The sequence below is a fragment of the Bradyrhizobium sp. HKCCYLS3070 genome (genome assembly GCF_051167575.1).
GTDB lineage: Bacteria > Pseudomonadota > Alphaproteobacteria > Rhizobiales > Xanthobacteraceae > Bradyrhizobium.
Window position 1 is genome coordinate 152,120 of record NZ_JBNPTI010000010.1, and the last position, 18,295, is coordinate 170,414.

At 66.7% G+C, this 18,295-nt stretch carries 16 protein-coding genes; 6 read left to right on the plus strand and 10 right to left on the minus strand.

Going from position 1 to position 18,295, the window contains the following annotated elements; genetic code table 11:
* Positions 1–142 precede the first annotated feature (142 nt).
* The gene (locus ACQR03_RS25795) at positions 143–1,591 is read left to right on the plus strand and encodes a glutamate synthase subunit beta (protein WP_315716554.1); all 1,449 of its coding nucleotides are present in this window, start codon (positions 143–145) and stop codon (positions 1,589–1,591) included.
* Between the two features lie 557 nt (positions 1,592–2,148).
* Here the strand turns inward: ACQR03_RS25795 and ACQR03_RS25800 are convergent.
* The 3 genes from ACQR03_RS25800 to ACQR03_RS25810 all read right to left on the minus strand — a co-directional run bounded on the left by ACQR03_RS25800 (position 2,149) and on the right by ACQR03_RS25810 (position 4,152).
* Positions 2,149–2,964 (minus strand): arylamine N-acetyltransferase family protein, encoded by an 816-nt coding sequence (locus ACQR03_RS25800; RefSeq protein ID WP_316171313.1) that lies wholly within the window; start codon positions 2,962–2,964, stop codon positions 2,149–2,151.
* 15 nt (positions 2,965–2,979) lie between these two features.
* A complete protein-coding gene (locus ACQR03_RS25805; RefSeq protein WP_315716552.1) occupies positions 2,980–3,795 on the minus strand; it encodes an arylamine N-acetyltransferase family protein in 816 nt (271 codons plus the stop codon).
* 87 nt (positions 3,796–3,882) lie between these two features.
* Positions 3,883–4,152: a winged helix-turn-helix transcriptional regulator gene (locus ACQR03_RS25810; protein WP_315716709.1), complete on the minus strand. Its 270-nt coding sequence runs from the start codon at positions 4,150–4,152 to the stop codon at positions 3,883–3,885.
* 142 nt (positions 4,153–4,294) lie between these two features.
* Between ACQR03_RS25810 and ACQR03_RS25815 the strand changes: the two genes are divergently transcribed.
* Positions 4,295–4,837 (plus strand): carboxymuconolactone decarboxylase family protein, encoded by a 543-nt coding sequence (locus tag ACQR03_RS25815; RefSeq protein WP_315716551.1) that lies wholly within the window; start codon positions 4,295–4,297, stop codon positions 4,835–4,837.
* A gap of 51 nt (positions 4,838–4,888) precedes the next feature.
* Here the strand turns inward: ACQR03_RS25815 and ACQR03_RS25820 are convergent, their stop codons facing one another.
* Complete coding sequence (locus tag ACQR03_RS25820) at positions 4,889–5,890, minus strand: KpsF/GutQ family sugar-phosphate isomerase (RefSeq protein ID WP_316174985.1); 1,002 nt, start codon at positions 5,888–5,890, stop codon at positions 4,889–4,891.
* 170 nt (positions 5,891–6,060) lie between these two features.
* Between ACQR03_RS25820 and ACQR03_RS25825 the strand changes: the two genes are divergently transcribed.
* Positions 6,061–7,779: an outer membrane beta-barrel protein gene (locus ACQR03_RS25825; protein WP_434841651.1), complete on the plus strand. Its 1,719-nt coding sequence runs from the start codon at positions 6,061–6,063 to the stop codon at positions 7,777–7,779.
* A 138-nt stretch (positions 7,780–7,917) separates the two neighbouring features.
* Here ACQR03_RS25825 and ACQR03_RS25830 read toward each other — a convergent pair whose 3' ends face one another.
* The 3 genes from ACQR03_RS25830 to hemH form a co-directional block, all read right to left on the minus strand.
* Positions 7,918–8,364 carry an NfeD family protein gene (locus tag ACQR03_RS25830; RefSeq protein ID WP_434841650.1) on the minus strand — a complete coding sequence of 149 codons (447 nt, stop codon included), beginning with the start codon at positions 8,362–8,364 and terminating at the stop codon, positions 7,918–7,920.
* Between the two features lie 17 nt (positions 8,365–8,381).
* On the minus strand, positions 8,382–9,386 hold the full coding sequence (locus ACQR03_RS25835) for an SPFH domain-containing protein (RefSeq protein ID WP_315716547.1): 1,005 nt from the start codon (positions 9,384–9,386) through the stop codon (positions 8,382–8,384).
* A gap of 203 nt (positions 9,387–9,589) precedes the next feature.
* Positions 9,590–10,642 (minus strand): ferrochelatase, encoded by a 1,053-nt coding sequence (gene hemH / locus ACQR03_RS25840; RefSeq protein WP_434841649.1) that lies wholly within the window; start codon positions 10,640–10,642, stop codon positions 9,590–9,592.
* A 95-nt stretch (positions 10,643–10,737) separates the two neighbouring features.
* Between hemH and ACQR03_RS25845 the strand changes: the two genes are divergently transcribed.
* Together ACQR03_RS25845 and shc are read left to right on the plus strand one after the other, a co-directional pair.
* Entirely contained in the window at positions 10,738–11,145 is a 408-nt protein-coding gene (locus ACQR03_RS25845) for an MAPEG family protein (RefSeq protein ID WP_315716545.1), read from the plus strand.
* 213 nt (positions 11,146–11,358) lie between these two features.
* Positions 11,359–13,410, plus strand: coding sequence for a squalene--hopene cyclase (shc, locus tag ACQR03_RS25850; RefSeq protein ID WP_434841648.1), 2,052 nt, complete (start codon positions 11,359–11,361; stop codon positions 13,408–13,410).
* Positions 13,411–13,550: 140 nt separating this feature from the next.
* On the opposite strand, the gene ACQR03_RS25855 is transcribed toward shc, so the two are convergent.
* From ACQR03_RS25855 to ACQR03_RS25865, 3 genes are read right to left on the minus strand one after another with little or no spacing between them, the layout of a single operon-like run.
* Positions 13,551–14,756, minus strand: a complete 1,206-nt coding sequence (locus ACQR03_RS25855; protein ID WP_316202672.1) for a nickel/cobalt transporter — start codon at positions 14,754–14,756, stop codon at positions 13,551–13,553.
* Positions 14,753–15,388 (minus strand): DUF1007 family protein, encoded by a 636-nt coding sequence (locus ACQR03_RS25860; RefSeq protein WP_315753765.1) that lies wholly within the window; start codon positions 15,386–15,388, stop codon positions 14,753–14,755. The genes ACQR03_RS25855 and ACQR03_RS25860 overlap by 4 nt, the downstream gene beginning before the upstream one ends.
* 10 nt (positions 15,389–15,398) lie before the next feature.
* Positions 15,399–17,480 carry a M3 family metallopeptidase gene (locus ACQR03_RS25865; RefSeq protein WP_434841647.1) on the minus strand — a complete coding sequence of 694 codons (2,082 nt, stop codon included), beginning with the start codon at positions 17,478–17,480 and terminating at the stop codon, positions 15,399–15,401.
* 132 nt (positions 17,481–17,612) lie between these two features.
* Here ACQR03_RS25865 and ACQR03_RS25870 point away from each other — a divergent pair, with 132 nt between their 5' ends.
* A complete protein-coding gene (locus tag ACQR03_RS25870) occupies positions 17,613–17,873 on the plus strand; it encodes a hypothetical protein (RefSeq protein WP_315716541.1) in 261 nt (86 codons plus the stop codon).
* Positions 17,874–18,295 lie beyond the last annotated feature (422 nt).

Genomic DNA, 18,295 nt, shown 5'->3' on the forward strand with positions numbered 1-18,295 from the left:
ACGGAGCGAATGAGAGACGGCGTCATTCCGGGGCGCGCGAAGCGCGAACCCGGGATCTCGCCCCACAACTTCGAGATTCCGGGGCCGGCGCTAACGCGCCGTCCCGGAATGACGGAAACGATGACAAGGGACGTCGTAGGTCATGGGCAAGGTCACAGGTTTTCTCGAAATCGAGCGGCACGATCGCAAGTACGCGCCGGTTGCCGAGCGTCTGAAGAACTTCAACGAGTTCGTGGTGCCGCTCTCCGAGAAGGAGCTGCGCGACCAGGCGGCGCGCTGCATGAATTGCGGCATTCCCTATTGCCACGGCACCGGCTCGGCCGCGCCGGGCACCACCGGCTGCCCGGTCAACAACCAGATCCCGGACTGGAACGACCTCGTCTACAACGGCAATTGGGAAGAGGCGTCGCGAAATCTGCACTCGACCAACAACTTCCCCGAGTTCACGGGCCGCATCTGCCCGGCCCCGTGCGAGGCGTCGTGCACGCTGAACATCGACGACAATCCGGTGACCATCAAGACGATCGAATGCGCCATCGTCGACAAGGCCTGGGAGAACGGCTGGCTGAAGCCGGAGCCCGCCGCTGTGAAAACCGGCAAGAAGATTGCGGTCGTCGGCGCCGGCCCCGCGGGCATGGCCTGCGCCCAGCAACTGGCGCGCGCCGGTCACGACGTCCATGTCTTTGAGAAGCACGCCAAGGCCGGCGGCCTGCTGCGCTATGGCATTCCCGACTTCAAGATGGAGAAGGGCATCATCGACCGCCGCATCACCCAGATGGAAGGCGAAGGCGTTACCTTCCACTATGGCGTCAATGTCGGCGGCAAGGACGGCCTCGATGCGACGTCGCTGCTGAAGGATTACGACGCGGTGGCGCTGACCGGCGGTGCGGAAGCCCCGCGCGACCTGCCGATTCCCGGCCGCGATCTCACCGGTATCCATTACGCGATGGACTTCCTGCCGCAGCAGAACCGCCGAGTCGGCAACGAGCCCGTGAACGCGACCGACATCCTGGCCGGCGGCAAGCATGTCGTCGTGATCGGCGGCGGCGACACCGGCAGCGACTGCATCGGCACCTCGCTGCGCCAGGGCGCGCTGTCGGTGACCCAGCTCGAGATCATGCCGGCACCGCCGGAGCGTGAGAACAAGGCGCTGACCTGGCCGAACTGGCCGCTGAAGATGCGGACGTCGTCGAGCCAGGCCGAAGGCGCGGCGCGCGAGTTCGCGGTGCTGACCCAGAAGTTCGAAGGCGAGAACGGCGCGGTCAAGAAGCTGCATTGCGTCCGCGTCGACGCGCAGTTCAAGCCGATTCCCGGCACCGAGTTCGTGCTCGCGGCCGATCTGGTGCTGCTGGCGATGGGCTTCGTCCATCCGGTGCATGAGGGCCTGCTCAAGAGCCTCGGCGTCGATCTCGACCCGCGCGGCAACGTCAAGGCCAACCTGACGGACTACCAGACCTCGCTGCCGAAGGTCTTCTCCGCCGGCGACATGCGCCGCGGCCAGTCCCTGGTGGTGTGGGCGATCCGCGAGGGCCGCCTGTGCGCCCAGGCCGTCGACAAGTTCCTGATGGGCAAGACCGAGCTGCCGCGCTGAGCCGTGGCGTGAACACCCTGTTTCGCTAACTGGACGGGCTTGCACCGACTGTTGGGTCAAGATCGCGTCCAGTCAGCAGAACGTGAAACAAAAAAGGGGTGGGGGCTTCCTCGACATGAATCTCCGCACGGCCTGAAGTGGCAGGTCAGGTCGACGGTCCATGATCGATCGGATGAGCGTCGAAGCGTCAGGGTCGACGTGTCACCGTGAAGCCCCCACCCGTCCTGGCCATCGGGCCAGCTCGGATGAGCCGCGCCTCGCGCGGCTCCGGTGTCAGGCGGGATGAGGCCGCGTGCAGCGACAGCGGCCCGGCTCGGCAGCAGGCGTGCCTTCGAGGATTGCGCGCACCGCGAGCATCACGATGTCAGCCATGTGGACGGTCCCCACTGTTCGACGGCAGGACGCCGCGAGCCCCCTTGGTTCCCGCAACCTAAAGCTGCGACTCTTAAGATAAGCACAATGGCCGCGGCGGCATTCCATTCAAATGCAGTTCGCGCGTGATCATGTCCGCGCTGATCACGCGAATACGCGTTTTGACTCGCGCCATCGGAGAGTGATCAGGCCTTGGTCCTTGCCCAGATGTCTTCGACCGGCACCGGCGGCGTCACCCGGAAGATCTCGTCGATGACGCGGCCGAGTTCGGCAGCGCTCTCGATCACACGCTCCTCGACGACTTCGCCATCGCGCGCCTGCCGCTGATAGCGGCGGGTGACCAGCTTGTGACGTATGCCGGGCTCGACACGCTCCATCATCAGCGTATGCGTGGCCGGCACGTTCGGGCTGGTCGAGGTGTACCAGCTGCCGAGCACATAATCGGCATGGATCTGCGGCGCGAGGTCGAACGCATACATCATGCGCCAGCCCGTCGGCTGCTTCGCGCTGACCGTATAGAGCCCGTCCCACGTGCCGACGCGGAACGTTCCCATCGGCGTCTGCTGCTCGGGTCCGAGCTCGAGACGAATGGGCGCATCCATCATGCAGATGCCGAAGCCGACATCGACGAGATACGGGCGGCCATCGACCTCGACCAGCAGCATCATGTGCTGGCGCGGCCCGAGCGGATCGGTCGGCGCCGAGCGCCAGCGCACCCGGCCGGCCAGGCCGGTGGTCTTGAATCCGATCGCCTCAAGCACCGCCTGGAACAGCACGTTCTGCTCGAAGCAGTAGCCGCCGCGGCGGCCGAGCACGAGCTTCTGTTGCACGGACCGCAGGTCGACATGGACGGGACGGCCCATCAGCGGATCGAGCGCCTCGAACGGCAGCGCGTCGACATGCGCGGCCTGCAGCGCTGCGAGCGTCGACAGGTCGGGCGCGAGCGGCCCGCGATAGTCGATGCGGGCGAGATAGGAATCCAGCTGAAGCTCACCGGCCATCGCAACGCTTTCCCGTCAGCTCTCGATGCGCTTCCAGATCACATCGACGGGCACCGGCAGCGTGAGCCCGAACACCTCCTCGATGACGCTGCGCAGCGTCTCGGGCGTCTCGATGATCTGTTCGCTCCTCACCTCGCCATCGCGCGCTTCGATGACCAGGCGGCGATTGACCAGCTTGTAGCGCGCCTCACGCGTCAACCGCTCCAGGATCAGCATCGAGGTGAACGGCGTCAACGGGCTGGTCGAGGTGAACCAGTTGCCGAGCACATAGTCGGCATGAATCTGCGGCACCAGATCAAACACATACATCGTGCGCCAGCCGGCCGGCTGCTTCGCCGCGAGCCAATACAGCCCATCAGACAGCGTCAGACGGAACGTACCCATCGCGGTCGGCTGCTCGATGTCGGCAACCATCTGCAGCGGCGTATCGAGCAGGCAGGAGCCGAAACCGACATCGGCGAGATGAGGCCCCTCCGGCAGGTCCACCTTCAGCATCATGTGCGTGCGCGGCGTCAGCGGCGCATCGGCATCGAGCCGCCACCGCACCCGCGCCGAGAGCGGCGTCACCGCAAAGCCGATCGCCTCCAGCGCCGCTTTCAGCAGCGCATTCTGTTCGAAGCAATAGCCGCCGCGGCGGCCGTCGACGATCTTGGCCTGGACCGAGGCGAGATCGATGTTCACGGGCCGGCCGAGCAGCGGATCGATGCCTTCGAAGGCGATCGCATCGACATGGGCGGCCTGCAATCCGGCCAGCGTCTCGAGCGTCGGCGCCAGCGGCCCGCGATAGCCGATGCGCACGAGATATTTATCCAGATCGAATGCGCCCGGCATCGGCTCTGCTCCCTGTCTCGGACGAGCCCATAGCACGACGCCGCCGTGCCCGGCCAGAACGGGACCGCGCACGTGCCCAAGCTCGGCTCATCCCGTCTGCCGGCTCCAGCGCTCGGCAAAGCGATGCAGCGGCAGGAAGGTCTCCAACAGCTCGCGCCCCAATGGCGTCAGCTCGTAGCCGCTGTCGCCCAGCACGATGAAGCCCGCCTCGCGCAGCTCGTCCAGCCGCGCCTGCAACACGGTCGGCGAGGCCTCGTCGCAGGCCGCGCGCAGCGCCCGGGAGGTCAGGGCGTCGTCGCGCAGCTCCCAGACGATGCGCAGGCACCAGCGCCGGCCCAACAGATCGAGCAGCGCCATGACCGGCCGGCCCGAGCGCGAGCCGCGCACCCGGCGCGGTTGAACGTCTTTCGGCACGAAAACTCTCCAACAGCTTGCCAAGCGCTACGGAAAGCGTAGCATACTGCTACAGTAAATGTAGCACCGCACAGGAGGAACCGCCATGCCTCGGATCGCCCCGCTGCAGCCGCCCTACCCGGCCGACATCCAGGCGCAATTCGACCAGATCATGCGCGGGGCGCCGCCCTTGATGCTGTTCCGGGTGATGGCCGGCCATGCGCGCGCCTGGACCAAATTTCGCGGCGGCAGCCTGCTCGACCGCGGCCCGCTGTCCCTGCGTCAGCGCGAGATCGTCATCGATCGGACCTGCGCGCTGAATGCGTGCGAGTACGAATGGGGCGTGCACGTCCGCATCTTCGGCTCAGACGCCGGCCTGACGGCGCAACAGATCGACGCCACCGTGAATGCACCGGCCGAAGCGGCGTGCTGGTCGGCCCCCGAACAGGCCCTGATCGCTGCGGTCGATGCCTTGCACCAACGGTCGACCTTGAGCGACGACGAATTCGCCCGCCTCCGCCTGCATCATGATGAGGATCAGGTGCTGGAAATCATCCTGCTGTGCGGCTTCTATCGCACCGTGTCGTATGTCGCGAACGCACTGCAGCTGCCGCTGGAGGCCGATGCGGCACGATTCAACGCAGGCTGACCGGTCTTCCCAAGCGCGCGGCAGCCGGGCGCCCGCAAACGACGCTTCGAGCTAGGCCACCCCGGCCCGCAACAGATCGTGCATGTGCAGGATGCCGACCGGCCTGGCGCCGTCGGTGACGATCAGCGTGGTGATCTTGGCGGAGTTCAGGATCTCCAGCGCCTCGGAGGCCAGCGCCTCGCGGCGCACGGTGCGCGGGTTCGCCGTCATGATCTCCTCGACCGATGCGGACAACAGATCGGCGCGCATCTTCCGGCGGAGGTCGCCGTCGGTGATGATGCCGGCGACGTGACCACGAGCATCGACGATGACCACGCAGCCGAGCCCCTTGGCCGACATCTCGGCCAGCGCATCCGGCATGCCGGTGCCGAGCGGCTTCAGCGGCACCGCGTCGCCCGAGCGCATCAGGTCCGAGATGTGCTTGAGCATGGCGCCGAGCTTGCCGCCCGGATGGAAATTGGCGAATTCCAGCGCGGTGAAGCCGCGGCCTTCGAGCAGCGCGATCGCGAGCGCATCGCCGATCGCGGCCTGCATCAGGGTCGAGGTGGTCGGCGCCAGATTGTGCGGGCAGGCCTCGCGCGCCTTCGGCAGCTCCAGCACGATGCGCGCCGCCTGCCCCAGCGACGATTGCGCATTGGAGGTGACCGCGATCAGCGGGATGGCGAAGCGCTTGGTATAGTTGACCAGCGTCTTCATCTCCGGCTGCTCGCCGGACCACGACAGCGCGATGACGACGTCGTCCGAGGTGATCATGCCGAGATCGCCATGGCCGGCCTCGGCGGAATGCACGAAGAACGCGGGCGTGCCGGTCGAGGCGAGCGTGGCGGCCATCTTGCGGGCGACGTGGCCGGACTTGCCGAGACCGGTGAGGATCGCCCGGCCCTTCGCCTGGCGGATCAGTTCGACGGCGGCGGCGAAGGCCGCTCCCAGAGGTCCCGACAGCGCCGCGGAGATCGCGGCAATGCCGTTGCTGCCGGCATCGAGCGTGCGCAGTGCCGACTGGATATCTGCGTTGGCGGGAGCGGTGTCGGGCAACGGCTTCGATCTCGGCATGCGGACTTCCAAGGCTGAACAGTCAGGCGCCGCTCTTTAGCATGGGTAAGGCAGCAAGGCGCCATCAACAGCCCATTAACCATATTTGTTTTTACTCCCTTAACGACGCGGTTTGCCGGGCGGCGCGGGTGTCCCGACGACGCAATTGATTTTGTTGGAGTATTTTCATCGTGGGGTGGAGGCCTGACAGCGGCCGCGCGAGGCGCGCGCGAAGGCGCGCGGTGTGGCGCGGCGCCTCCGCCGCATGCCTGCTGCTCGGCGCGCTCGGCCCCGATGCGGCGCACTCGCAGACCATCGACGTGTTCCGGCCGGTGCGCGACGGCTTCCTGGCTCCGCAGGACTCCCCGTTGCGGCGGACCGTGGTCAGCGGCCTGACCGATGCCGTCCCGACGCCAGGGCTGCCCGCGACGCCTGCGCCGACCAGCTCGGCCGCACGACGAAATCTGGTCCCCCTGCCCGGTGTACCCGCGGCCAGCGGCGCATCCGATGTCGGCTATGATTCGCTGAATCGCACCCGCAAGAAGCCGAGATACTATCCCGCCCAGGCGCGGCCCAAGCCGGCGCCGGGCCCCGGCACGCGGCCGTCCGGCGAGCTCACCGGCCAGTTGCGCCCGACCCTGCCGCCCTCGGCCTCCGCCAACCGGCAGCCGCTCCCGCCTGCCATGGCCGGCACCGTGCCCGGCCAGCCGCCGCGCAAGCGCCTCAGAATCGACGACGACCCGTTCGGCGCGGTCGGCGACTACGCCGGGCCGTTCCTGATCAAGGGCGCGGTGGAGCTCTCGGCCGGCTATGACAGCAACCCGGCCCGCCTCGCCAAGCCGCGCGGCATGCCGGCCTGGGTGATCGCGCCGGAATTCCTGGCGGTGTCGAACTGGGAGCGTCACGCCCTCGTCGCCGACCTGCGGGGCTCCTTCACCGGCTATGGCAGCACCCTGCCGGCTATCATGGATGGCGGCATCAATTCGGCGCCGACCACGCTCGACCGCCCCGACTTCACCGGCCATGTCGACGGCCGCCTCGACGTCAGCCGCGACACCTCGGTCGGCGCCCAGCTCCGGCTGCGTGCCGCGACCGACAATCCCGGCAGTCCCAGCGTGCAAGCTGGATTGGCGCGCTATCCGGTCTACACCACGCTCGGCACCACCGTCGGCATCGACCAGCGCTTCAACCGGCTGCAGGTCTCGGCCGGCGCCACCGCCGATCGCACCAGCTATCAGCAGAGCAAGCTGACCGACGGCACGATGACGTCGAACGACGACCGCAACTACAACCAGTTCGGCGGCATCGGCCGGGTGTCCTACGAGGTCATGCCCGGCCTGAAGCCGTTCGCCGAGATCCTGGGCGACAGCCGCGTGCACGACCAGCGGGTCGATCGTTCGGGCTATCAGCGCGACTCCTCGGGCGGCTATGCCAAGGCCGGCACCTCGTTCGAGTTCACCCGGCTCCTGACCGGCGAGGTCTCGATGGGCTATGCCACGCGCAGCTATGTCGACCCGCGGCTCAACCGGCTGCAGGGCTTCCTCACCACGGCCTCGCTGGTGTGGTCGGCGACGCCGCTGACCACCGCGCGGTTTCTCTCCGACACGCAGCTCGCAGAAACGACGGTGGCCGGCGCCTCCGGCGTGCTGGTGCGCACCTACACGGTGCAGGTCGACCACGATTTCCGCCGCTGGCTGACCGGCATCGGCAAGTTCAGCTTCGGCACGCTCGACTATCAGGGCTACGGCCGCAGCGACCGCACCTATTCGGCCGAAGGCAACCTCGTCTACAAGATGTCGCGGAACGTCTGGGTCAAGGGCACGCTGCGCTACGACAAGCTGGATTCGAACATCACCGGCGCCGGTTCTTCCGGCACGGTGGTGATGCTCGGCGTGAGGCTGCAGAATTGAACCCAGCTCTCGCCCCGTCATTGCGAGGAGCGCAGCGACGAAGCAATCCAGGGTTTTGGAAACGACTCTGGATTGCTTCGCTGCGCTCGCAATGACGCGGTGGGGCTGTCGCTCAAAGCGGTCAACTCGCCCGCAGGACTACGCGGCGGCCACCGTGAGCTGCGCGCCGTTCGCCTGCACGATGCGGACGCGGCTGCCGGCCGGCGTGTCCGGGCCCGCCACGCGCCACACCGTGTCGTCGATACGCACGGTGCCGTTGCCACCGACGATCGGCTTCTCCAGGGTGAACTCGCGACCGACCAGGGCCGCCGAGCGGCGGTTGAGGAACGGATTGTCCTGCGACGGCGCCGCGCTCGCCCGCGCGAGGCGCCGCCACAGCGGCACGGCGGCGAGCGCGAACAGCGCGAACAGCAGGATCTGCAGTTGCCATCCCGGCGCTAACGCAAACGACAGCAGCCCGACCAGCAGCGCCGCGAGGCCCAGCCAGAACAGGAAGATGCCCGGCGCGAGCAGCTCCAACGCCATCAGGATGATGCCGAAGATCAGCCAGTTCCAGGTGCCGAGCGTCACGAACATGTCGCTCATCAGTGTCCTCCCCTGCGTCAAGCCTGCGGCGGCGTCGGCGGTTTCGGCGCCGTCCCCGCTGACGGCACCGAGCCGCCGCGGCGCGCGGCTGCCACGGCCGAAGCCGCGCTCTCGCCGAACGTCGCCTTGGCAATCTCGCCGATGCCGGCGAGCGAGGCCAGCATGCCCGTCGCCTCCAGCGGCAGCATGATCACCTTCTGGTTCGGCGAGTCGGCGAGCTGGCCGAACGCCTTGATGTACTTGTCGGCGATGAAGTAGTTGAGCGCGGCGACGTCGCCCTTGGAGATCGCGTCCGACACCATCTGCGTCGCCTTGGCCTCGGCCTCCGCGGCGCGCTCGCGCGCCTGGGCATCGAGAAAGGCCGATTCGCGGCGGCCCTCGGCCTGCAGGATCTGGCTCTGCTTGGCGCCTTCCGCGCGCAGGATCTCCGACTGCCGCTGGCCCTCGGCCTGCAGGATGTCGGCGCGCTTGACGCGCTCGGCCTTCATCTGCCGGCCCATCGCCTCGACCAGATCGGCCGGCGGCACGATGTCCTTGATCTCGATGCGGTTGACCTTGAGGCCCCATGGCGACACCGCGGCGTCGACGACGCGCAGCAGCCGCTCGTTGATCTCGTCGCGATGCGACAGCACCTGGTCGAGATCCATCGCGCCCATCACCGAGCGGATGTTGGTCATGGTCAGCGTGACGATCGCCTGGTTGAGGTTCGACACCTCGTAGCTCGCCTTGGCGGCGTCGAACACCTGGTAGAAGGCGACGCCGTCGACCGTCACGGTGGCGTTGTCCTTGGTGATGACCTCCTGCTCGGGGATGTCGATCACCTGCTCCATCATGTTGATCTTGCGCCCGATGCGATCGAAGAAGGGCACGATGATGTTGAGGCCCGGCGACAAGGTGCGGGTGTATTTGCCGAACCGTTCGACGGTCCAGTCGAACCCCTGTGGCACGGTCTTCACGCCGGAATACAGCGTGAAGATGACCAGCAGCACCAGCGCTATGGCGAAAATGTCGAAACCGCTCATGGATCCTCCAAGGGAGGAGACGATCGTCCCCTCACCAGCCTCTGCAGCCATCACAATCTAGGGATTACTGCATGATTTGGTCGGGGGTCCGCTAGGCGCGGTTCAGGAAAGTATTTTCTACGGGCGGACGGCCGTCCGCCTTGCGCCGGCGGGCGGCTCACCTAGCGGGCCGGCAATACCGCCGACGGCTCAGAGCCAGCCTTTTACAACCAGCCCTGCAGCTCGCGCAGCACGAGCTGCCGCAGCACCTCCATGCCGGGCGCGCTGTCGTTCAGGCACGGCACGGCGGAGAACTCCTCGCCGCCATTGTGCTTGAAGATCTCGCAGTTCTCGCCGGAGATCTCCTCCAGCGTCTCCAGGCAGTCGGCGGCAAAGCCGGGCATCACCACGGCGATGCGCTTGACGCCGTCCTTGGCGAGCTTCTCGATGGTCTTGTCGGTATAGGGCTGCAGCCACTCCGAGAAGCCGAAGCGCGACTGGAAGGTCAGCAGCAGCTTGGTGTCGTCCATGCCGAGCCGCTTGCGCAGGAGCTCCGTGGTGGCGACGCACTGCTCGCGATAGGGATCGCCCTTGTCGACATATTCCTTGGGCATGCCGTGGAACGAGGCCACGATCAGCTCGGGCTTGTACGCCAGCGTCTTCAGATGATCCTCGATCGAGACGGCCAGCGCCTCGATGTAGAAGTCGTCGGTGTAATAAGGCGGCGTCACCCGCAGCGTCGGCTGCGCGCGCAGCTCGGTCAGCACGCGGAACGCCTCGTCGCACACGGTCGCCGAGGTCGCGGCTGAATATTGCGGATAGAGCGGCACCACCAGGATGCGGTCGCAGCCCTGGGCCATGAGACCATCGACGCCAGCCTTGATCGACGGATTGCCGTAGCGCATCGCCCAGTCGACGATGACGTGGCTGCGGTCGGCCAGGCTCGCGGCCAGCTTCTCGCTCTGCGCGCGGGTGATCGTCTTCAGTGGCGATTCGTTCTTCTCGGTGTTCCAGATCGACTGGTAGTCTTTCGCCTTCTTGCGCGGCCGGACATTGAGGATGATCCCGTTGAGGATGATCTTCCACAACAGGCCCTGGTCCTCGATGACGCGGCGGTCGGACAGGAACTCCTTCAGATACACCCGCACGCCGGCGGCGTCCGCCGTATCCGGCGTCCCGAGATTGACCAGCAGCACGCCGACGCGGGACGTGCTCGCGGCCGGCAACGGCCTGACGTCGACAGGCCTGGCATTGTCCAGAGAGATGGCGGCGGTCATGATGCCCGTGACTGCTGAAGGGCGTGGCTTGGCGGCTTGTTTCGACATTGTCAAGATAAGGGCCATTTCACTGTTGTCATCGGGCTGGAGGAGCCATGACGATTGCCGAATTGTGCATTTTCGCCAGCGTAATGCTCTATCTCTTAACGATCGTGCCGGCGAAATGGATCAGCGTCGACGGTGGCGGGCGCTATGACAACGCCCGGCCGCGAGATCCCGCCTTCTACGCCGGCGGCATCCGCGAGCGGGCGCTGGGCGCCCATCAGAACGGCATCGAGGCGTTCCCGTTCTTTGCCGCGGCGGTGCTGCTGGCCGAGTTCCGCGGCGCGCCGCAGAACCTGATCAACGAGCTGTCGGTGCTGTTCGTGATCGTGCGCACCGCCTATGTGCTGACCTACGTGGGCAACCGGCCGTCGCTGCGCTCGATCCTGTGGGCGATCGGGTTCCTGATCACCGTCGCGATCTTCTTCCTGCCCCTGCTGCGCCAATACCTGCCGGTTTGAGTGGGCCCAGTTTCCGGGCGTGAGAAGCGTCACATCTCCATGCCCATCCGGATGCTAACCAAAACGGCCATGTGGCCTCCGTCTGTACGCCATTCGTTTCTCCTTTGATCCGGTCTGCTGCGGCCAGTTGATTGGATTTGACGGCGAAATTCCCTATAGGCGGAGTGAATTGGACTGCCGCAGCGGCACTGTGAGGCCGCCAGAGGGATCGTGATGACTTTGACCAGCTCGGCCCCCGCGCGCGCGCCGCGCGACCCGGGAAATTACCAGACCGCCCTGCAATCGACGATGCGGGCGGCCGCGGACTGGCTGATCGCCAACCAGAAGCCCGACGGTCATTGGGTCGGCCGCGCCGAATCCAACGCCTGCATGGAGGCGCAATGGTGCCTGGCGCTGTGGTTCATGGGGCTCGAGGAGCATCCGCTGCGCAAGCGCCTGGGCCAGTCGCTGCTCGACAGCCAGCGCCCGGACGGCGCCTGGCAGGTCTATTTCGGCGCCCCCAATGGCGACATCAACGCGACCGTCGAGGCCTATGCCGCGCTGCGCTCGCTCGGCTTCCGCGACGACGAGCCGCCGGTGCGGCGCGCCCGCGAATGGATCGAAGCCAAGGGGGGCCTGCGCAACATTCGCGTGTTCACGCGCTATTGGCTGGCGCTGATCGGCGAATGGCCGTGGGAGAAGACCCCCAACATCCCGCCCGAGGTGATCTGGTTTCCGCTCTGGTTTCCGTTCTCGATCTACAATTTTGCGCAATGGGCACGCGCAACCCTGATGCCGATCGCGGTGCTGTCGGCGCGGCGGCCGAGCCGGCCGCTGCCGCCCGAGAACCGGCTGGACGCGCTGTTTCCACATGGGCGCAACGCGTTCGATTATGACCTGCCGGTCAAGGCCAATGCCGGCGGCTGGGACAGGTTCTTCCGCGGCGCCGACAAGGTGCTGCATGCCCTGCAGAACCTCGGCAACAAGCTCAATCTCGGCCTGTTCCGCCCGGCGGCGACCAGCCGCGTGCTGGAATGGATGATCCGCCACCAGGATTTCGACGGCGCCTGGGGCGGCATCCAGCCGCCCTGGATCTACGGCCTGATGGCGCTCTACGCCGAGGGCTATCCGCTCAATCATCCCGTTCTCGCCAAGGGCCTCGATGCCCTGAACGATCCCGGCTGGCGAGTCGATGTCGGCGACGCCACCTACATCCAGGCGACCAACAGTCCAGTGTGGGACACGATCCTGACGCTGCTCGCCTTCGACGATGCCGGCGTGCTCGGCGATTACCCCGAGGCCGTCGACAAGGCGGTCGACTGGGTGCTCGACCGCCAGGTCCGCGTGCCCGGCGACTGGTCGATGAAGCTGCCGCACGTCAAGCCCGGCGGCTGGGCGTTCGAATACGCCAACAACTATTATCCCGACACGGACGACACCGCCGTGGCGTTGATCGCGCTGGCGCCGCTGCGGCATGATCCGAAGTGGCAGGCCAAGGGCATCGACGAGGCCATTCAGCTCGGCGTCGACTGGCTGATCGGCATGCAGAGCCAGGGCGGCGGCTGGGGCGCGTTCGACAAGGACAACAACCAGCAGATCCTGACCAAGATTCCGTTCTGCGACTACGGCGAGGCGCTCGATCCGCCGTCGGTCGACGTCACCGCCCACATCGTCGAGGCGTTCGGCAAGCTCGGCATCTCGCGCAATCATCCGGCCATGGTGCGCGCGCTCGACTACATCCGACGGGAGCAGGAGCCGAGCGGCCCGTGGTTCGGCCGCTGGGGTGTCAACTACGTCTACGGCACCGGCGCGGTGCTGCCGGCGCTGGCCGCGATCGGCGAGGACATGACGCAACCCTATATCGGCCGCGCCTGCGACTGGCTCGTCGCGCATCAGCAGCCGGACGGCGGCTGGGGCGAGAGCTGCGCCTCCTACATGGATGTCAGCGCGGTCGGCCGCGGCACCACCACGGCGTCACAGACGGCGTGGGCGCTGATGGCCCTGCTCGCCGCCAACCGTCCGCAGGACAAGGAGGCGATCGAGCGCGGCTGCATGTGGCTGGTCGAGCGCCAGTCGGCCGGCACCTGGGACGAGCCGGAATTCACCGGCACCGGCTTCCCCGGCTATGGCGTCGGCCAGACCATCAAGCTGACCGATCCCTCTTTGCAGGAGCGGCTGATGCAGGGCCCGGAGCTGTCCCGCGCCTTCATGCTCCGCTACGGCATGTACCGCCACTACTTCCCGCTGATGGCCTTGGGCCGCGCGCTGCGGCCGCAGGGGCACTAACAACTCATCGCCTCCGCGCGTGCCCGTGAATGCGCCCTCCCCCCTTGTGGGCGAGGGCATGTAGGACAGCGCGCTGCAGGGACTGGCCGCGGCATAGGGTAAACATAGGGGACGGAAGCGAACAGCTCAGCCGCGCCCGCTCAGAAGCAGGTCGTGCGTTCCGCCGCGATGTAGCCCAGCAACAAGCCCGCGCCGAACAGCAGCACCAGACCGGCGGCGCCGAATTCCAGGCCGCGCATGATCAGGGCGCCGCCGCCCTCGCGGCCGGCGCTGAGCCGGCGGGCGACGTCCTTGGCGGCGACGGCGAGCACCGCGATGGTCGCGACGGTCACCGCCGTGCCCATGCCCATCACGAAGGTCGCGGCGACGCCGGCCCAGAACATGCCCTGGGCCAAGGCGAACACCAGCACGAGGATTGCGCCCGAGCACGGGCGGATGCCGGCGGCGAAGATCGCCTGAAAGCCGCGCTGCCAGCCGCCGGGACCGGCGAGCTCGCTCGGCGCGGGCCCGTGGGAATGGCCGCAACCGCAATCATCGCCGTGAACGTGATCGTGGTGGACGTGATCGTGAGCGGCGGAACCATGCGCCGCCGCAGCATGGGCGTGCGCATGATCGTGGTGATGATGATCGTGGCCGTGGTGGTCGTGACCATGATGGTCATGACCGTGATGATCATGATGAGGCGCGCGATGCTGGTGATCATGCGCATGGCTATGATCATGGGTCGACGGCGCCACCGCGGCCGCGGGCGCACCGGCCAGCGCCAATGCCGGCGCCGCCGGCTGCCAGGTGCGCAGGAACGCCGCGCCCTTGACCCAGACCAGGCGCGCGCCGAGCAGCGCGATCAGCCCGTAGCTCGCGATCTCCACCACCTTCTCGGCGCTGCACATCGTGGCCGCGGTGGCATTGAGCACCACGGCGCCGATGCCGACGATGACGACCGCGACCAGCGCCTGCATCAGGCCCGAGGCGAACGACAGCACGATGCCGCGCTTCGCCGTCTCCTGGTTGGCGACGAGATAGGACGCGATCACCGCCTTGCCGTGGCCGGGGCCCGCAGCATGAAAGATGCCGTAGGCGAACGAGATCGCCAGCAGCCACCACACCGCCGAGCCATCTTGCTTGGCCGAGCGGATCGCCCCCGACATCTGCCGGTAGAACTCCGACTGCTTGGCGAGCAGCCAGCCGACGATGCCGCCGACCTGCGGCTCCGCCGGCGCGCCGAATGGCGATTTGGCGAACAGCGCATGCGAGGCGGCGTCGCCGGCCAAGAGCGCGGAAACGAGCGCGGCGACGATCGCGGCGCAGGTGAGGAGCGGTCGGGCAGAGCTGGGGCGAGGCGTCATGGACATTCCACTGAGATCTTGTTGGCGAAATTCATTCCGAAATTGGCGTTCGCCCCGCCGCTCAGGAATGTCTGTTCGTTCATGGTCTGCGCGACGGAGCCGCCGTCGCTCGGTCTCACCAGGCCGAACTTGCAGCCCGAGGGAGCGCTGACCAGCGTGACGGGATCCTTCTCCGCCATCTGGAAATCGATGAAATAGCTGGGATCGTAGACCTCGACTTGGAGCTGCTTCGTCTTCACCGGCGCCTTCAGCGGCAGGGTGAAGTGCAGGGTCAGCTTGGTGTCCTTGTATTCGAGGTAATAGTCGACGGGGTCCTCGAGCTTCTGCTTGCGCCCGTCGGCCTTGAGGAAGGTGAAGTAGGCATATTCCTTCAGCGACTCGGCGTTGGTCTGCGCCAGCGGCGCCAGCTCCTCGCGGGTGTAGACGCCCTTCTGCTTGGTCTCGAGCCCCTGCAGCGCATAGGTCGCGAACATGTCGTCGAAGGTCCAGGCGTGCCGCACGCCGGTCACCGAGCCATCGGCCGCATAGAGCAGCTGGCTGGTCGCGGTGACCCAGACATGCGGATGGGCGCTCGCCACGCTCGCGCCGAGCACGAGCGTCAGCGCAGCGAGGACGAACCGGACCAGCGCCATCCCCTTCATCTCAAGCCGCCTTGGCAACGTCGAGCAGGCCGCGCCGGCGCAACAGCGCGTCGGGCTCGGGCTCGCGGCCGCGGAACGCGATGTAGGCCGCTTCCGGATCGACCGAGCCGCCCGACGCATAGACGTTGTCGTGAAGCCGCTTGGCGACCGCGGGGTCGAAGATGTTGCCGGCTTCCTCGAAGGCGCCGAAGGCATCCGCATCCATCACCTCCGACCACATGTAGCTGTAATAGCCCGCCGCATAATGGTCTCCCGAGAAGATGTGGCCGAATTGGGTCGGCCGGTGGCGCAGCGCGATCTCCGGCGGCATGCCGATCTTCTCCATCTCGGCCTTTTCGAAAGCGCGGACATCCTTGGAGGCCGCCGCCGGCTGGGTGTGGAACTCGAGATCGATCAGCGCCGAGGAGACGAACTCGACGGTGGCAAAGCCCTGGTTGAAGCGGCGCGCGGCCAGGAAGCGGTCGAGCAGGTCTTGCGGCAGCGGCTCGCCCGTCTGGTAGTGGCGCGCGAAGGTCTGCAGCACCTCGGGACGCTCCTGCCAGTGCTCGTAGAGCTGCGACGGCAGCTCGACGAAGTCGGTGAACACCGCAGTGCCCGACAGCGACGGATAGGTCACGTTGGACAGGATGCCGTGCAGGCCGTGGCCGAACTCGTGGAACAGCGTGCGGGCATCGTCCGGCGACAGCAGCGACGGCTGTCCGTCGGCCCCCTTGGCGAAGTTGCAGACGTTGATGATCAAGGGCGCGGTATCGCCGTCGAGCTTCTGCTGGTCGCGCAGCGAGGTCATCCAGGCGCCGGAGCGCTTCGACGAGCGGGCAAAGTAGTCGCCATAGAACAGCGCCTTGTGGCGGCCTTGCGCGTCCTTGATCTCCCAGACCCGGACGTCTGGATGCCAGACCGGGATGTCCTTGCGTTCGGCGAAGGTGATGCCGAACAGCCGGGTCGCGCAATCGAAGGCGGCCGCGATCATGTTGTCGAGCGAGAGATACGGCTTGATCGCGGCGTCGTCGAAGTTCGCCTTCGCCTGGCGCAGCTTCTCGGCGTAATAGCGCCAGTCCCAGGCCGCGAGCTTGAAGTTGCCGCCCTCTGCCGTGATCATCTCCTGCAGTTGATCGCGGTCGGCCAGCGCCTTGGCGCGCGCCGGCTTCCAGACGCGCTCCAGCAGCCCGCGCACGGCCTCCGGCGTCTTCGCCATGGAATCCTCGAGGCGATAGGCGGCGAAGTTGGGAAAGCCCATGATCCTGGCGGCCTGCTCGCGCAGGGACAGGATCTCGCCGATGACGGCGTTGTTGTCGTTGGAATTGCCATTGTCGCCCCGCGCGGTGAAGGCCTTGAACACCTTCTCGCGCAGGTCGCGCCTGCCTGAGCTCTGCAGGAACGGCTCGACCGACGAGCGCGACAGGGTCACGATCGCCTTGCCGGGCATGCCGCGCTCATCCGCCGCAGCCTTGGCGGCAGCCACGAAGCTCTCGGACAGGCCGGCGCGGTCGTCCTCGCCGAGCTCGAGGTACCAGTCCTGCTCGTCGCCGAGCACGTGGTGGCTGAAGGTGGTGCCGAGCTGGGCGAGCTTCTCGTTGATCTCGGCCATCCGCACCTTGTCGTCGTCGGACAGGCCGGCGCCGGCACGGCGGAAGCGGGTGTAGGTGCGCTCCAGCAGCCGCTGCTCCTCACCGGTGAGCTTGAGGTCCTTGCGGTTGTCGTAGAGCAGCGCGATGCGGCCAAACAGCACGGCATTCATCATGATCGGGTTCCAGTGCCGCGCCATCCGCAGCGACACGTCCTTGTCGATCTCCAGAATCGCCGGGTTCGAATGCGCCGACACCAGATCGTAGAAGACAGCCGCGACCTTCGACAGCAGCTTGCCCGAGCGCTCCAGCGCCGTGATGGTGTTGGCGAAGTCCGGCTCGGCCGGATCATGGGTAATCGCGGTGATTTCGGCGGCGTGGTCGGCGAAAGCGCGCTCGAAGGCCGGCAGGAAGTGCTCGGGTTTGATCGCGTCGAAGGGCGGTGTCTGGTGCGGGGTCTCCCAGGCCACGAGCAGCGGATTGGTCTGGGCGTCGATCACAGCGGTGGTGTCTGACATCGGCTGGGGTCCGTCCTCTCCCGGAAGTTCGATGCGCCCCTCATATCATGGAGCTGGCTCTTTTTGGGTCATTTCCCCTTGAAGGGCCGGGCCTTTTCGGAGAGATTGCGGCCCGCAACAGGACCCTGGACCATGAACGCAGAGACCACCTCCAAAGCCGGCCGCCAGATCGCCTGGCCGACCGTGATCACCGTCATCTCGGCGGCGATCCTGATCGGTGCCGAAGTGTTCGGTGCGGCCTTCGCCGGCGGCTGGGCGCTCGCGATTCTGTTCGGGCTCGGCGACGGCGGCGCGCACATCGTTCAGGCCGTGCTGTTCGCGATCGGCGTGTTCGTGATGATCGGCTTCATCCGCGGCGCGCAGCGCATCGAGCCGTTCACCAGGCGCGCGTGAACAGCGTAAAAACACTGTCCTGCAAGCGTGAGCGCGTTACGAAAGTTTAAGCTCGCTTAACGTTCGTTCAGAGATCAGCGCAGCATGTGTGTCGCGTAAGCACAGATTAGGGAAATCTTTCCCGGCGCCCAAAAATTCCTTGCGAACGAAATTCAAAACGCTTATTTCCGCTTCTGCCCAATTTCGCACGTGCCTGTGGTCGTGTGTCAGTCGGTAGGTATCCGGACAAGAGGCCGGACAGCCGCCAAGGGATGAGGAACCGAGGGGCCCTCGGATCGTTGCGATCAAGATCACCATGATCGAGATCGTCATGCTCCAGAGCCCAGCATCTCTCTCAAGAGATGCCGCTGAAGGTCACCTCGTCTTTTGCAACCGTGACTGGCAGCCGGAGGCGAACCGGCGCACCCCGCTCTCAACGGGGG

Bases quoted from the DNA above. Each gene is read 5' to 3' on its own strand.
- shc (WP_434841648.1), top strand. From the start codon at position 11,359: ATGACTTTGACCAGCTCGGCCCCCGCGCGCGCGCCGCGCGACCCGGGA.
- ACQR03_RS25815 (WP_315716551.1), top strand. From the start codon at position 4,295: ATGCCTCGGATCGCCCCGCTGCAGCCGCCCTACCCGGCCGACATCCAG.
- hemH (WP_434841649.1), bottom strand. From the start codon at position 10,642: ATGACCGCCGCCATCTCTCTGGACAATGCCAGGCCTGTCGACGTCAGG.
- ACQR03_RS25870 (WP_315716541.1), top strand. From the start codon at position 17,613: ATGAACGCAGAGACCACCTCCAAAGCCGGCCGCCAGATCGCCTGGCCG.
- ACQR03_RS25835 (WP_315716547.1), bottom strand. From the start codon at position 9,386: ATGAGCGGTTTCGACATTTTCGCCATAGCGCTGGTGCTGCTGGTCATC.
- ACQR03_RS25810 (WP_315716709.1), bottom strand. From the start codon at position 4,152: ATGGCGCTGCTCGATCTGTTGGGCCGGCGCTGGTGCCTGCGCATCGTC.
- ACQR03_RS25820 (WP_316174985.1), bottom strand. From the start codon at position 5,890: ATGCCGAGATCGAAGCCGTTGCCCGACACCGCTCCCGCCAACGCAGAT.
- ACQR03_RS25805 (WP_315716552.1), bottom strand. From the start codon at position 3,795: ATGCCGGGCGCATTCGATCTGGATAAATATCTCGTGCGCATCGGCTAT.
- ACQR03_RS25855 (WP_316202672.1), bottom strand. From the start codon at position 14,756: ATGACGCCTCGCCCCAGCTCTGCCCGACCGCTCCTCACCTGCGCCGCG.
- ACQR03_RS25865 (WP_434841647.1), bottom strand. From the start codon at position 17,480: ATGTCAGACACCACCGCTGTGATCGACGCCCAGACCAATCCGCTGCTC.
- ACQR03_RS25795 (WP_315716554.1), top strand. From the start codon at position 143: ATGGGCAAGGTCACAGGTTTTCTCGAAATCGAGCGGCACGATCGCAAG.
- ACQR03_RS25830 (WP_434841650.1), bottom strand. From the start codon at position 8,364: ATGAGCGACATGTTCGTGACGCTCGGCACCTGGAACTGGCTGATCTTC.
- ACQR03_RS25845 (WP_315716545.1), top strand. From the start codon at position 10,738: ATGACGATTGCCGAATTGTGCATTTTCGCCAGCGTAATGCTCTATCTC.
- ACQR03_RS25800 (WP_316171313.1), bottom strand. From the start codon at position 2,964: ATGGCCGGTGAGCTTCAGCTGGATTCCTATCTCGCCCGCATCGACTAT.
- ACQR03_RS25860 (WP_315753765.1), bottom strand. From the start codon at position 15,388: ATGGCGCTGGTCCGGTTCGTCCTCGCTGCGCTGACGCTCGTGCTCGGC.